The organism is Streptomyces sp. CGMCC 4.7035 (assembly GCF_031583065.1).
GTDB classification, from domain to species: Bacteria; Actinomycetota; Actinomycetes; order Streptomycetales; family Streptomycetaceae; genus Streptomyces; species Streptomyces yaanensis.
Map to the genome: position 1 here is coordinate 1,977,565 of NZ_CP134053.1, position 14,867 is coordinate 1,992,431.

Sequence of the window (14,867 nt, forward strand, 5' to 3'; positions counted from 1 at the left end):
ACCTGTAGGGAGTTGAAATCATGGCCCCTAGCGCCATGACCCGTTGGACCAAGTCACTTTCTGAAGCACAGCCGGTCCCGTACTGGCTGGAAGACCCCGGCAAGCCCCACCCCGAGCCCGCCCTCACCGGCACCGAGACCTGCGACCTGCTGGTCGTCGGCGGCGGCTACAGCGGACTGTGGACCGCGCTCATCGCCAAGGAGCGCGACCCGCGGCGGGATGTGGTGCTGGTGGAGGGCCGCGAGGCGGGCTGGGCCGCCTCGGGCCGCAACGGCGGCTTCTGCGCCGCCTCCCTCACTCACGGTCTGGCCAACGGCCTCACCCGCTGGCCGGACGAGATCCACACACTCCAGGAGCTGGGCGCCCGCAACCTCGACGAGATCGAGAAGGCGGTCGCCCGCTACTCCCTGGACTGCGACTTCGAGCGCACCGGCGAGATCGACGTAGCGACCGAGGCGTACCAGGCGTGGGAACTGCGCGACTGGTACGAGGAGCTGGACCGCCGGGGCCTCGCCGAAGGCACCGAGTTCCTGGACGCGGAGGCGGTACGGGAGCAGGTCGACTCACCGACCTTCCTCGCCGGCCTGTACGACCGCCGGGGCGTGGCCATGCTCAACCCCGCGAAGCTCGCCTGGGGCCTCAAGCGCGCCTGTCTCCAACTCGGGGTACGCGTGTACGAGCACACCCCCGCCCTGACGTTGAAGCCGTACGGCGCCGGCATGGCCGTACGCACCCCGTACGGCCAGGTCCGCGCCCGCAAGGTCGCGCTCGGCACGAACATCTTCCCGAACCTGCTGCGGCGCGTCCGCTCGTACACCGTCCCGGTCTACGACTACGCGCTGATGACCGAGCCGCTGACCGCCGACCAGCTTGCCTCCATCGGCTGGAAGAACCGCCAGGGCCTCGGGGACTCGGCCAACCAGTTCCACTACTTCCGGCTCTCGGCCGACAACCGGATCCTGTGGGGCGGCTACGACGCGATCCACCACTACGGCGGCCGGGTGCGGTCCGAGTACGACGACCGCCCGGAGACGTACGCCAAGCTCGCCGGGCACTTCTTCACCTGCTTCCCGCAGCTGGAGGGCATCCGCTTCACGCACGCGTGGGGCGGCGCGATCGACACCTGCTCGCGCTTCTCGGCGTTCTTCGGCACGGCGCACCAGGGCAAGGTGGCCTACGCGGCCGGCTTCACGGGCCTCGGCGTCGGGGCGACCCGCTTCGGCGCGGACGTGATGCTCGACCTGCTGGCGGGGGAGCGCACGGAGCGGACCGAGCTGGGGATGGTCCGCAAGAAGCCGCTGCCGTTCCCGCCGGAGCCCTTCGCCTGGACGGGCATCGCGCTCACCAAGTGGTCGCTGGCACGGGCCGACGCGCAGGGCGGTCGGCGCAACCTCTGGCTGAAGACGATGGACAGGCTGGGGCTGGGGTTCGACAGCTAGCCACAGCTAGCCACGCGGGGCCTGCAAGGGGCTCGAAGGGACCTGCCGAGGCTCTCGGCGGGTCCCTTGCGGATTCTGGCGGTCCCGGGCCCATCGCGGTTGTGGCGGCGCCGGGCCCTTGCGGGTTCTGGCGGTCCCGGGCCCTTCGCGGGTCCTCGCAGGCCGGGCGGTGGTCTTGACAACTGGATTGGTCTGGACCAAATTGGGCGCGCTCCACCCTCCAACTCCCCCATGCCCGGAGGCACTTGTGGATCGCACCAGACCTCATGCCCGGCGCCGCCGCCTTCTGGCCATGTGTACGGCCGCGGCGCTGGCCGTACCCGGCCTGACCGTGCTCTCGTCGGCCGCCGTCGCTGCCGACGCGGACCTCGCCCGCAACGGCGGTTTCGAGTCCGGCCTCGACGGCTGGACCTGCACCGCGGGAACGGCGGTCAACTCACCGGTACACAGCGGGAGTTCCGCGCTCCAGGCGACGCCGGCCGGCAGTGACAACGCCCAGTGCACCCAAACGATCACGGTCAAACCGGACTCCCAGTACACGCTCAGCGGCTATGTCCGCGGCTCGTACGTCTACCTCGGCGCGAGCGGCACCGGCACCACGGACGTCTCCACCTGGACTCAGTCCGCGACGGACTGGCAGCAGCTCGGCACGACCTTCCGCACCGGTGCGTCCACGACCAAGGTCACGATCTACTTGCACGGCTGGTACGGCACCGGCGCGTACTACGCCGACGACATCTCGCTCGTCGGCCCGGGCGTGGCAGCGGGTCAGCCGCCCAGCGCGCCGACCGGCCTGAAGGCCGGCACGGTCACGTCTTCCTCCGTCGCCCTGTCCTGGTCGGCGGTGACGGGTGCGACGAGCTATTCCGTCTACCGGGACGGGATGAAGGTCCAGACAGCGACCGGTACTTCGGCCACGGTCACCGGCCTGTCGCCGTCGACCGCGTACGGCTTCCAGGTCACGGCGGTGAACGACGCGGGCGAGTCCGCGAAGTCGGCGAGCGTGACCGCGACCACCTCGGCCGGACCGGGCGGAGGCTCCACGGACCTCCCGGCCCACGCCCTCGTCGGCTACCTCCACGCGAGCTTCGCGAACGGCTCCGGCTACACGCGCCTGGCCGACGTCCCCGACAGCTGGGACGTCATCGACCTGGCCTTCGGCGAACCGACGTCGGTCACGTCGGGCGACATCCGCTTCACCCGCTGCCCGGTCACCGAGTGCCCGAACGTGGAGAGCGACGCCGACTTCAAGGCGGCGATCAAGGCCAAGCAGGCGGCCGGTAAGAAGGTGCTGATCTCGATCGGCGGCCAGAACGGCCAGGTGCAGCTGACGACCACGGCGGCCCGCGACACCTTCGTCTCCTCGGTCTCGAAGATCATTGACACCTACGGCCTGGACGGCCTGGACATCGACTTCGAGGGCCACTCCCTGTCCCTGGACGCGAACGACACGGACTTCAAGAACCCGACCACCCCGGTGATCGTCAACCTGATCTCCGCCCTGAAGACCCTCAAGGCCAAGTACGGCTCCAAGTTCGTCCTGACCATGGCCCCCGAGACGTTCTTCGTCCAACTCGGGTACCAGTACTACGGCCCGGGCAAGTGGGGCGGCCAGGACCCGCGTGCGGGGGCCTACCTCCCGGTGATCCATGCCCTGCGCGACGACCTGACCCTCCTCCACGTCCAGGACTACAACTCGGGCTCGATCATGGGCCTCGACAACCAGTACCACTCCATGGGCGGCGCCGACTTCCACATCGCCATGACCGACATGCTGCTCACCGGCTTCCCGGTGGCGGGCGACGCGAACAACGTCTTCCCGCCGCTGCGCCCCGACCAGGTGGCGATCGGCATGCCGGCGTCGATCAACGCGGGCAACGGCTACGTCTCCCCGTCGGAGGTCACCAAGACCCTGGACTGCCTGACGAAGAAAACGAACTGCGGCTCGTACGCGACCCACGGCACCTGGCCGGCCCTGCGCGGCCTGATGACGTGGTCGATCAACTGGGACCGGTTCGGGAGCTGGGAGTTCCAGAAGACGTTCGACGGCTTCTTCGGCTGAGGAACGCGGCGAGGCCGATCAGCAGCACGCCACACAGACACCAACTGGCCAGCACGTCGAGGGCCCAGTGGTAGCCGTGGCGGACCAGCCCGAGGCCGACGCCGAGGTTCAGCCCCAGGCAGGCGAGGAGGAGTCCGCGCCGAGCAGGCGGCGTGCGCAGCCAGGGCCACAGGATCAGGGTCGCCGCTCCGTAGGCGATCGCGGCCGTGGCTGTATGCCCCGAGGGGAAGTAACCCGTGCCCGGGCCCATGACCGGTGGGCCCGGCCGGGCTATCAGTTCCTTGAGCGGCACGATGACCGCCGGGACGACCGCCATGAGGACGGCCGCGGCGACGGAGGGCAGCCACCACCGGTGGGTACGGGCGGCACGCGCACGCCGGCCGACGTAGAACAGGACCGCCACCAGCACCGGCACGGCGACCACGATGTTCCCGAGATCGGCGAGGAGCCCGGAGACCCGGTCCGGGTGGACCACGCCCCCGCTCAGCCGCTCGTCGGCACGGGCGAGCGGACCGTGGACGGCGACCTGCCAGGTGATCAGCAGGAAGGTGCAGAGGAGGGCCGCGGAGGTCAGAAGGCAGGTCGGCCGCCCGGGAGCCAGGGGCTTTCCACCGTGCGGGGCAGGCGGATGCTTGGGGTCCGGGTCTCGGGAGGTCGACACGGTGCACAGCTTGTCAGGGCTGGTCGGCCGGGAGTCCCGCGGGTCCCGGTCCTCCCCGCACGGCGACAACAACCGCGGGGCTGGGATGATCGGCGCGTGACTGGCGAATCGGTTCGGCCCGGCCGCATGTGTGGGTGGAGCATCACGCACTGGACCCGGATGAGGTGTACCGGGTGGCCCTGAGGACGCGGCCGATGGGGACGTTCGCACGGGTCGCCGCGGACAGCGAAAATCCGACCACGATGCCGGGGAAGCCCTCAGCCGACTTGGTCGGTATCCATCACGTCCATCACGCCGTCTCGCACCTCTCACCACCACGCATGATTTGGTGCCTGGGGCCGAGATTGGCGTCGGGCGCACCCGCGTGATCCACTTCGCCCTGTCATGAACAGGCGGCCTCTGGGGAGGGGCCGCGCAGAAGGGGGGAGAGCGCGTCCATGCGCACCGCCGCAAACGAAACGACTCAGCCGTGCCCGGAGTGCGGGGCCGGAATCCGTGCGGACGGTCGGTTCACCATCTGGTGCGTCGCCTGTGAATGGAACGTGGACCCGGCAGGGCCACAGGAGGAGCACGGGCGGCTGGAAAGGGCGCGCCGCGCCTTGGCCCAACGGCACGGTGAGAAGCTGCTCGCAGAGGTGTTGGACGGGGGAATTCGGCGGCCGCGGCGGGACGCCTCCGCGCTCCTCGCCTACGCGATCGCGCTCGCCGTGCACGGCGTCACCGTGGCGCTGGCCGCGGGCGGGATCTGGTGTGTCGTGAGTGGCTGGGGTGGGGCGGGGATGGCGCTGGGCCTGTTCCTCCTGGTGGCGGCGTGGGCCCTCCGGCCGCGGCCTGCGCGGTTGCCCAAGGAATGGCCGGTGCTGCACCGCGCCGACGCCCCCGAGTTGTACGCGCTGGTCGACGAGGTTGCTCAGGTGGTCGGTACCCGCGGTGTGGACGTGATCACGGTCGGTGCGGAGGTCAATGCGAGCGTCATGGCCTATGGCGTGCGCGGACGCCGGTCGTTGATGCTGGGGCTGCCCCTGTGGGAGATCCTCACGCCGCAGCAGCGGGTGGCCCTGCTGGGCCACGAACTGGGCCACTACAGCAACGGGGACACCCGCCATGGTCTGGTCGTGGCGACGGCTTACCGTTCGCTGACCACCTGGCGCTACTACTTCCTTCCGATCGAGAACCCGTCCGGCGTCGAAATACTCGTCAACGTGCTCTACTTCGTGCCCAGTTTGCTCATCCAGGGCTTGCTGATGCTGCTGGACCAACTGATGCTGCGGGCCACCCAGCGTGCCGAGTACCTCGCCGACCGCGAGGCCGCCCGTGCCGGGTCCACCGAGGCCGCCGTGGGGCTCATGGACTGGCTCCTGGTCAGGGATTCGGCCGCCACCACCCTGCGGCGCGAGGCCAACAACGCCGCCCGGACCGGGCCGCGCGCCGCCCGCGAGGCCGAGGCCCGGGCTGACGAGCTGTGGGAGCGGCTCTCCGCGCACATGGCGTCGATCCCGGAGTACGAGTACGAGCGTCAGCGGCGGGTCGGCGCCCGACGCGGACACAGCGTCGACGCGACCCACCCTCCGACACACCTCAGGCGTCAGTGCCTGCTCGCCGACGCGCCCGTGCCCGCGGCCGTGGTGGGGGACGCAGACCGGGAGCGCCGGATCGCCGTGGAACTTGCCGACGCGCGCAGCACGGTGGCCCGGCGGATCGTAAGGGAGGGCTTCGACGGCTAGCGGCTTTCTGCGGATTGAGGCCCGCCCCGCGCAGTGCATGCTTTCCCGAGCTCTTGGAGGACTACCTGGCCTCGGCGAGTCCCGATCTGGTCCGGCAGATGCTCGCGGTCTGCGCAACCGTGCCGATGAGCGCGGATGCGCAGGAGGCTTGCAACGTCGAGAACTCGGGAAGTTGCCCGCGAGCGCGTCAGCCGCCGCCACAGCTACCGCCCCGCGTAATGATCAGGCGTCATTCGGGTGTGATGCCTAAGCGGTTGCGGGCTCGGAACAGTGAGAAAAATGCCTGATCAGAGGGGGCGGGCGAGTGTATCGTCGCCCGCATGCCTGAACTGATCTCACCCACAGTTCGACTCCGGTCCTCATGGCTCGCGGCGCGTGACGAGTGGCCTCCCGGTGCCCACCAGGACGGGACCGGATTGCGTCTCGCACCCGATGCCGACCTTGCCGGCTCCGAGGTCTTCTCGGTTTGGGTCGAGCGGCTGCGGAAGCAGTCGGACACGTCGGTTGCCTTGGGAGAGGGGCGCGTCCACGCCACCCACTGGTGGATAGTCGAGGGCGACAGCTATCTGGGCGCCATCGATGTGCGGCACTATCTGAACGCCTTTCTGCTCGATGTCGGCGGGCACATCGGCTACAGCATTCGGCCCTCCGCTCGCAGACGCGGCTTGGCCACCTGGGCCCTCGGGGCGGTTCTGCCCGAGGCCCGCGCGCTCGGCTTGGACAGGGTCCTCGTCACCTGCGACGACGACAACATCGGGTCGGCACGCAGCATCGAGCGCAACGGTGGTGTTCTGGAGGATGTGCGCTCCACCGACGCGGGCGTCAAGCGGCGCTACTGGATCGCGCTGTAGACAGTGGTGCAGCCGTGGCATCCCCACCCCGAACGCAGGTCGGCCGCCCCGGAACAGGGGGGGGCGTTCCGAGGCGGCCGACCGGATCGGTGTGCCGCCCGCCCCGGGGGGTTTGGGGCGTGCGGCCGTCCGATCGTGAGGAGAACCGGAGCCGGAAGCTCCGGGTGTGTGCGCGAGGCACGACCAGGTCGAAGCTGGGGAGGCCCCGGCCTGGTGTCGCCCACAGTCCCCTGTGGGCGGGGTGTATCTCTCATCTGGGTAGAACCTACGGCAGGAAAAACCGCTCCGACAGCCGGAATCGCGTCCCGTCATGCACCTCGCACACCTTCTTCACACGCTCTGCCCCCTGTCGCCCCAGCCCCGGAATCACGACGGACGGAGGGGCTGGGGCGGGAGGGCGTTCAGGGGCGCCCATGCTGTGGCTCAGCTGCGGGTTTCCTGTGGCGCGAGCGCCGGTTCCCCGTGGCTCAGATGCGTGCGAACGACTGCTCGATGATGTCGAGGCCCTCGTTCAGCAGGTCCTGGCCGATGACCAGCGGGGGCAGGAAACGCAGCACGTTGCCGTAGGTGCCACAGGTCAGGACCAGCAGGCCCTCCTGGTGGCAGGCCTTGGCGAGCGCGCCGGTCGCCTCCGGGTTCGGCTCCTTGGTCGTGCGGTCCTTGACCAGCTCGATCGCGATCATCGCGCCGCGGCCGCGGATGTCGCCGATGATGTCGAACTTCTCGGCCATCGCCGTGAGGCGGGCCTTCATCGTCTCCTCGATCTCCTTCGCCCGGGCGTTGAGGTCGAGCTCCTTCATCGTCTCGATCGCGCCCAGCGCACCCGCGCAGGCGACCGGGTTGCCGCCGTAGGTGCCGCCCAGGCCGCCCGCGTGCGCGGCGTCCATGATCTCGGCGCGGCCGGTCACGGCGGCCAGCGGGAGGCCGCCGGCGATGCCCTTGGCGGTGGTGATCAGGTCCGGGACGATGCCCTCGTCCTCGCACGCGAACCACTGGCCCGTGCGGCAGAAGCCGGACTGGATCTCGTCGGCGACGAAGACGATGCCGTTGTCGGCGGCGAACTGGCGGATCGCGGGCAGGAAGCCCTTCGCCGGCTCGATGAAGCCGCCCTCGCCGAGCACCGGCTCGACGATGATCGCGGCCACGTTGTCCGGGCCGACCTGCTTGGTGATCTGGTCGATGGCCTGGGCGGCGGCCTCCGGGCCCGCGTTCTCCGGGCCGGTCGGCCAGCGGTAGGCGTACGCCATCGGCATGCGGTAGACCTCGGGCGCGAACGGGCCGAAGCCGTGCTTGTACGGCATGTTCTTCGCCGTCAGGGCCATCGTGAGGTTCGTACGGCCGTGGTAGCCGTGGTCGAAGACCACGACCGCCTGGCGCTTGGTGTACGCGCGGGCGATCTTGACCGCGTTCTCGACGGCCTCGGCGCCCGAGTTGAACAGGGCCGACTTCTTGGCGTGGTCGCCGGGGGTCAGCTCGGCGAGGGCCTCGGCGACCTCCACGTAGCCCTCGTACGGCGTGACCATGAAACAGGTGTGCGTGAAGTCCTGGAGCTGGGCGGAGGCCCGGCGTACGACGGCCTCGGCGGAGGCGCCCACGGACGTCACGGCGATGCCGGAGCCGAAGTCGATCAGACGGTTGCCGTCGACGTCCTCGATGATGCCGCCGCCCGCACGCGTGGTGAAGACCGGCAGCACGGAGCCCACGCCCTGCGCGACCGCGGCAAGGCGGCGGGCCTGCAGCTCCTGCGACTTAGGGCCGGGGATGGCGGTGACGACGCGACGCTCCTGCGGAAGTGCGGTCATGGGGGCTCCCTGATGATCGTGCGAACCGAACCGGAGTTCCGGTGCACCAGGCGTTCCCGTGCACCGGGCGTGCCGGTGGGCCGGGTGGCCCGGTGGGCCGGGTGGTCCGGCCGGGGGTGTTTTTCGGACGCTTGCCTTCTTTTCTCGCAGGCTAAGGCGGGTCGCGGAGGGTGGGCATGCTCCATGTGGGCGCTTTGCGCGCCTCCGCTTGTCCGCAGTGGACAAGCAGTGGACATGGCGGTGGACATGGTGGTGCACAGGCGGTGGACACGGCTGAGCGGGACGCATCACCGCAGCACGGCCCCGTATGCGGTGAACTCCCCTTGCGGGGGCGTTAGATTGACTCGCTGATGGTGCAGGGAGCGGCTGGTCAGGGGGCAAGGGCGATGGACAGCGACGGGACGCAGGACGCGCGGGGCACACATGCGAATCCTGTGCCGCGCCCGGCGGGGCCGCCGGAGCGGCCTCCGGTGCCGCCGCGGCCGGCACAGGCGCCGGGTGTGCCGCCTGTGCCGGAGCAGGCTTCACGGTCCTCGTCGTCCGTCGCCGACTGGCTCAACGCTGCGAGGCCGAGTGCTCGACCCGGGATCTGGCGGTACGGCTATCGCCCGCCGAAGGGGGCGCAGGCACCGGAGCGGCTTGCTCCGGTGACCGTCGCCGGCATGTTGATCCCGTTCGTCGTGGCGCTCGTGGTGTGGTCCGCGTGGCGGCGCGGCGTCATGCCGTACCAGTTCGTCGTCCTGCGCCTGTTGACGCCGAGCAGCTGGTGGTGGGGCGGCACATCGACCTCGCCCAAGGAACAGGTGGGGCAGTCGGTCCGGTTCCCGGGGTGGGAGGCATTGACGGTCTACGACGGTGTCTTCTTCGCCGTACTTGTCGGCGCCGTGGCCATGCTGGGCAGCTGGCCTGCCATTATCCGCCACTACGTCGGCCGCAGGCCTCAGCCGTCACGCGCCCTGATCGCCGCCCTCCTCGCCCTGGTCGCTCTCAGTTTCGTCTTCCCGGAGGCTTTCCCGATCGTCGGCTGGGACGCGGTGCCGATCGTCGACCCGCTGCTCTCCCTTGTCGTACTGCTCTCCGACGGCTACGAACTGATGGCCTCCCCCCTCTTCACGAACACGCTCTACGCGGTCATCACGCTCCTTGTGCTGTGGCCGTTCGCCCGCGTCGGCGGTTGGTGGACATACGCGAAGGAACGACTCGGCGCACGCCGTGCCAGTACGTCCCCCGCCGCCCCGAAGGCGGTGCGGCGGCCCCGCGCCCAGTGGCCCGAACTGCGCGATGCCGGTCAGCAGGAGGCGGCCGAGGTGCTGACCACCGAGGTCGCGGCGGGCGGTATGAACGACGTCGACTGCGCGCGTGTCACGCGCGCGTGGGCGGCGGCCCGACGCGACGGCACACAGGCGGCGTTCCGGGACACCATCCTGCGCCAGGCCGGCGCCGCGTGGACGCATCCTTCCGGCGACCGTGACCTGCACCGCCGTACCACACGGCACGACCTGCTCACGGGACAGGTGCGCATCGGCCGCTGGGCGGCCGCGGAGCGCGCGCCGCTCGCCTTCCACGACGCGGGTGCGGCCCTCGGCCCGGACGTCCTTGGTACCTCGCTGCTCGCGGTCGGCCCGTCCGGCTCGGGCAAGACCCAGACCCTGATCGAGCCCGTGACCGAGGCACTGACCCTGCAGGCGCTCACTGGGGGCTGCACGGTCGTCGCGGTGTCGGCGGCCGGGAGCCCACTCGGCTCCGACTCCGCGTTCGACGTGATCGTACGTATCGGGGATCCGTCGTCCGTCCACGACCTAGACCCGTATGCGGAGTCCGACGACCCCGACGAGGCGGCCGCGATCCTCGCGGAAGCGCTGGTCGGCGACCTCGACGGCGTCAGCGGCCAGAGCGCCGCCACCGCGCTCGCCCAGCTGCTCGGCCCCCACCGGGCCGTGCATGGCCGCTTCCCCACCCTGCCGGAGCTGCGCGAACTCCTGGAGGGCGAGCCTGGTGCGCTGGCGGCGCTGCGAGACGCACTCGCCGGGGACGAGGTCATGCGCCGTGAACTGGACGCACGGATGCGGCAGACGGGCGCGCCGGGCGACGCGGGCCGCGCCCTTGCGGACCGGCTGGCGCTGCTGAACCGGCCGGTGTTCGCGGATTTCTTCGGAGGCGGCAGCGCCCACCGTGTCTTCTCCCTCCGTGCCGTCGCCCATCACCCCCTCCGGGTCCGCATCGACCTCCCCGAGCGCGGCCATGAGGAGGCCGCCCGGCTGATCACCCGGCTGGTGGCCGCGCAGTTCCACACGGTCGTACGGGAGGGCCGGCGCAGCCACTTCGCCTGCCTGGTGCTCGACGACGCGACCGGGACGGTCACTGCCGAGTCGGTGCGCCGTATCCAGCGGTTGCGGTCGCAGAACGCGGGTGTGGTGCTGGCCCTGCGCAGCGTCGGGGACGTTCCCGAGGCGCTGCACGGGCCGCTCTACGGTGCCGTCGGCTGCCGTATGGCGTTCTCCGGCGTCACCACCTGGGACGGCAGCCGGTTCGCGCAGGCCTGGGGCACCGAGTGGGTGGAGACGACGGAGGTCGCCAAGCACACGGTCTTCGCCGACCAGCCCATGACGCGGGCCATCCACGCCCTGCGCAAGCTGGTGACGGGCAAGGCGGTGACCACGGACGCGGTGACCGTGCGCCAGGTAGAGCGCGAGCGGTGGTCCGCGTCCGAACTGGCGCACGCGGTGCCGCCGGGGCACGCGGTGCTGTCCCTGACCACGGTGAAGGGTGAGCACGCGCCCCCGCTCCTGGTGGACCTGCGCGGCCGAGGCTCCTGATTCCGGACGTCCTGATGAGGTTCCTGAACAGGACGTACTGCCGAGGTTCCTGAACAGGACGTCCGGACATTCGGGCGCGAGGTGACCGTACGGTGAGGCAGAATCGACACAGGTCGTTCATACACGGCGGCCAAAGGATCACAACGCAGACCCGAAGGCCTCATGCCACCCACGCTCGCCTCGCTCGTCCACCACTCCGCGCTCAAACTGACCGTGCGTGCGGGCGAGGATCGCCTGGATGTTCCCGTCCGCTGGGCGCACGTCAGCGAACTCGCCGACCCCGTGCCCTACATGGAGGGCGGCGAACTGCTGCTGATCACCGCCCTGAAGCTGGACGCCGATGACCCGGAGGCCATGCGGCGCTATGTGAAGCGGCTGGTGGGCGCGGGCGTGGTCGGCCTCGGATTCGCCGTCGGCGTCAACTACGACGAGATCCCGAAGGCGCTCGTGGACGCCGCGGAGCAGGAGGGGCTCCCGCTGCTGGAAGTGCCCCGGCGCACCCCGTTCATCGCCATCAGCAAGGCCGTGTCCGCCGACATCGCGGCCGACCAGTACCGAGCCGTGACCGCCGGGTTCGCCGCCCAGCGCGAGCTGACCAAGCAGGCCCTGAACGAAGGCCCCGAGGGGCTGCTCGCCGCCCTCGCCGGGCAGGTCGACGGCTGGGCCGCGCTCTACGACGCGTCCGGCGCCGTCGTCGCGGCCGCGCCCGAGTGGGCGGGGCGCCGCGCCGGGCGCCTCACCGCCGACGTGGAGCGACTGCGGGAGCGGCCCGCACCGGCCAGTTCCGTGGTCGGCGGGCCGAACGGCGAGGACCGGGTCGAACTGCACTCTCTCGGCACCGGACGGCGTCCGCGCGCCGCGCTCGCCGTGGGCACCGCGGCCGCGCTGGGCACCGCCGAGCGGTACGCCGTGCACTCCGCCATCGCCCTGCTGACCCTCACCACCGAGCGGTCCAGGGCCCTGCACGCCGCCGAGCAGCGGATCGGGGCGGCCGTACTGCGCATGCTCCTCGCCGGGCAGCCGGACCACGCCCGGGCGGTGGCCGGCGACCTGTACGGCGAACTCCTCGACGCGCCCTTCCGGCTGATCATCGCCGAGTCGGCGTCCGCGTCGGCCGCCCGTGCGCACGCCGACGGGCACGCGCGCGTGGCGCCCGCGCCGCCACCCGCGGCAGCGCTCGCCGCGGCCGACACGGACGGCGACCCGCTGGACGGGCTCGCCGAGACCGTGGAGTCCGCCGCCGCACGCTCCGGGGAGACCGTGCTCGTCGTACCCGACGGGGAGCGGCTCGTCGTGCTCGCCGTGGACGGGGGCGCGGCCGTCACCGCGTGCCAGGAGTACGCGCTGGCGGTGCAGGCGGCACGGGCCGCAACGCTGGAGCAGCAGGCCGCCGACGAGGACGAGCTGGTCGTGGGCATGTCGGCACCCGCCGGGCCGATCGCCGCGGCGGCCGCGTACAAGCAGGCGGAGCAGGCACTGTCGGTGGCCCGGCGGCGCGGCCGGTCGCTGGTCGAGCACGAGGAGCTGGCGGCCGGATCGGTCCTGCCGCTGCTCGCGGACGACGCGGTACGCGCCTTCGCGGACGGCCTGCTGCGCGCCCTGCGCGAGCACGACGCCACGGGGCGGGGCGATCTGGTGGCCTCGCTGCGGGCCTGGCTGTCGCACCACGGTCAGTGGGACGCGGCGGCGGCCGACCTCGGCGTCCACCGCCATACGCTCCGCTACCGGATGCGCCGGGTCGAGGAGATCCTGGGGCGCTCGCTGGACGACCCGGACGTACGGATGGAGCTGTGGCTGGCGCTCAAGGCGACGGCCGCGGCGGGGGAGTGACGGCCGCCGGGCAACCACCTGGGCTCTCGGCTGTACATCCCGTAGAACCCCCGCCCCGCACTGCTCCTCCCCGGACAAACGACCCTTCGCCGCCCCGGCCCTACCGTGGACCACGCACACCCAGGAACATCAACCTCGGAAGGGCCGGGACCCGATCATGACTTCCACCCACGCCTTCTGGCTCGCCGGCCGCCAGGCCACCGGTGAGACCACCTTCGACGTCACCTCCCCGTGGGACGGCCGGCTCGTCGGCAGGGTCAGCGTCCCGACCGAGGCCCAGGTGGAGGAGGCCGTGGCCGCCGCGTACGCCGTGCGCGACGAGTTCGCCGCCACCCCGGCCCACGTACGCGCCGCCGCCCTCGACCATGTGTCGAAGCGCCTCGTCGAGCGCACCGAGGAGATCGCGCAGCTGATCTCCGCCGAGAACGGCAAGCCGATCAAGTGGGCCCGTGGCGAGGTCGGCCGCGCCGTCTCCGTGTTCCGCTTCGCGGCCGAGGAGGCCCGTCGCTTCAACGGCGGCGAGGCCCAGCGCCTCGACACCGACCTCGGCGGCCAGGGGCGTCTGGCCCTGACCCGTCGCTTCCCGAAGGGTGTCGTCCTCGGCATCGCGCCGTTCAACTTCCCGCTGAACCTGTGCGCCCACAAGGTCGCCCCGGCCATCGCCGCCGGTGCGCCGATCATCCTGAAGCCGGCCCCGGCCACCCCCCTCTCCGGCCTGATCATCGGCGACCTGCTCGCCGAGACCGACCTGCCCGCCGGTTCCTGGTCGATCCTCCCGGTCTCGAACGACCGCATGCCCGCCCTCGTCCAGGACGAGCGCCTGCCGGTCATCTCCTTCACCGGTTCCGACAAGGTCGGCTACGCGATCATGGACTCGGTGCCGCGCAAGCACCTCACCCTGGAGCTGGGCGGCAACGGCGCGGCCGTCGTGCTCGCCGACTTCGCGAGCGACGAGGACCTGGACTGGGCCGCGACCCGCATCGCGACCTTCTCCAACTACCAGGGCGGCCAGTCCTGCATCTCCGTGCAGCGCGTGATCGCGGACGCGTCGGTCTACGACCGCCTGCTGCCGCGCATCGTCGCCGCCGTCGAGGCCCAGGTCACCGGTGACCCCTCCGACTCCGCGACGGACGTCGGCCCGCTGGTGAGCGAGGACGCCGCCAAGCGGGTCGAGTCCTGGGTGGACGAGGCAGTGGGCGCCGGCGCCAAGCTGCTGACCGGCGGCAAGCGGGACGGCGCCTCGTACGCGCCGACCGTCCTCACCGAGGTGCCGGCCGACGTGACCATCTCCTGCGAGGAGGTCTTCGGTCCCGTCCTCACCGTGCAGAAGGTGGACGGCGAGGCCGAGGCCTTCGCCGCCGTCAACGAATCCAAGTACGGCCTCCAGGCGGGCGTGTTCACCCACGACCTCCAGGTCGCCTTCCGCGCGCACCGTGCCCTGGAGGTCGGCGGCGTCGTCATCGGCGACGTGCCCTCCTACCGCGCCGACCAGATGCCGTACGGCGGTGCCAAGCAGTCCGGTGTCGGCCGCGAGGGCGTGAAGTTCGCGATGGACGACTACACCTACGAGCGTGTCCTGGTCCTGACGGGCCTCGCCCTCTGACGCCACCTGACATACCGACGGCCGGAGCCCACTGTGCGGGGGCTCCGGTCGTCGTCGTACCCCACCAGGGCCCGCTGTC

The 14,867-nt window shown here is 71.2% G+C and carries 9 protein-coding genes and 1 pseudogene; 7 read left to right on the top strand and 3 right to left on the bottom strand.

All coding sequences use genetic code 11. The features are described from left to right. Window positions 1-20 precede the first annotated feature (20 nt). Entirely contained in the window at window positions 21-1,439 is a 1,419-nt protein-coding gene (locus Q2K21_RS08365) for an NAD(P)/FAD-dependent oxidoreductase (protein ID WP_310768245.1), read from the top strand. Window positions 1,440-1,731: 292 nt separating this feature from the next. Beyond that, window positions 1,732-3,501, top strand: coding sequence for a chitinase (locus Q2K21_RS08370; protein ID WP_386276013.1), 1,770 nt, complete (start codon window positions 1,732-1,734; stop codon window positions 3,499-3,501). Here the strand turns inward: Q2K21_RS08370 and Q2K21_RS08375 are convergent. After that, window positions 3,440-4,162, bottom strand: a complete 723-nt coding sequence (locus Q2K21_RS08375; RefSeq protein WP_386276012.1) for a phosphatase PAP2 family protein — start codon at window positions 4,160-4,162, stop codon at window positions 3,440-3,442. The genes Q2K21_RS08370 and Q2K21_RS08375 overlap by 62 nt on opposite strands. A gap of 437 nt (window positions 4,163-4,599) precedes the next feature. Between Q2K21_RS08375 and Q2K21_RS08380 the strand changes: the two genes are divergently transcribed. Continuing rightward, complete coding sequence (locus Q2K21_RS08380; protein ID WP_310768248.1) at window positions 4,600-5,886, top strand: M48 family metallopeptidase; 1,287 nt, start codon at window positions 4,600-4,602, stop codon at window positions 5,884-5,886. A gap of 320 nt (window positions 5,887-6,206) precedes the next feature. Beyond that, window positions 6,207-6,737, top strand: coding sequence for a GNAT family N-acetyltransferase (locus tag Q2K21_RS08385; RefSeq protein WP_310768250.1), 531 nt, complete (start codon window positions 6,207-6,209; stop codon window positions 6,735-6,737). A 40-nt stretch (window positions 6,738-6,777) separates the two neighbouring features. Here the strand turns inward: Q2K21_RS08385 and Q2K21_RS08390 are convergent. Continuing rightward, window positions 6,778-6,961: pseudogene (locus Q2K21_RS08390) on the bottom strand (phosphatase PAP2 family protein); the annotation flags it as partial. 243 nt (window positions 6,962-7,204) lie between these two features. Further along, a complete protein-coding gene (gene gabT / locus Q2K21_RS08395) occupies window positions 7,205-8,539 on the bottom strand; it encodes a 4-aminobutyrate--2-oxoglutarate transaminase (RefSeq protein ID WP_310768251.1) in 1,335 nt (444 codons plus the stop codon). Between the two features lie 386 nt (window positions 8,540-8,925). Between gabT and Q2K21_RS08400 the strand changes: the two genes are divergently transcribed. The 3 genes from Q2K21_RS08400 (at window position 8,926) to Q2K21_RS08410 (ending at window position 14,788) form a co-directional block, all read left to right on the top strand. Further along, window positions 8,926-11,355: an ATP/GTP-binding protein gene (locus Q2K21_RS08400; RefSeq protein WP_310768252.1), complete on the top strand. Its 2,430-nt coding sequence runs from the start codon at window positions 8,926-8,928 to the stop codon at window positions 11,353-11,355. Between the two features lie 162 nt (window positions 11,356-11,517). After that, window positions 11,518-13,185, top strand: coding sequence for a PucR family transcriptional regulator (locus Q2K21_RS08405; protein ID WP_310768253.1), 1,668 nt, complete (start codon window positions 11,518-11,520; stop codon window positions 13,183-13,185). A gap of 157 nt (window positions 13,186-13,342) precedes the next feature. Continuing rightward, window positions 13,343-14,788 (top strand): aldehyde dehydrogenase family protein, encoded by a 1,446-nt coding sequence (locus Q2K21_RS08410; protein ID WP_310768254.1) that lies wholly within the window; start codon window positions 13,343-13,345, stop codon window positions 14,786-14,788. Window positions 14,789-14,867: the final 79 nt, after the last annotated feature.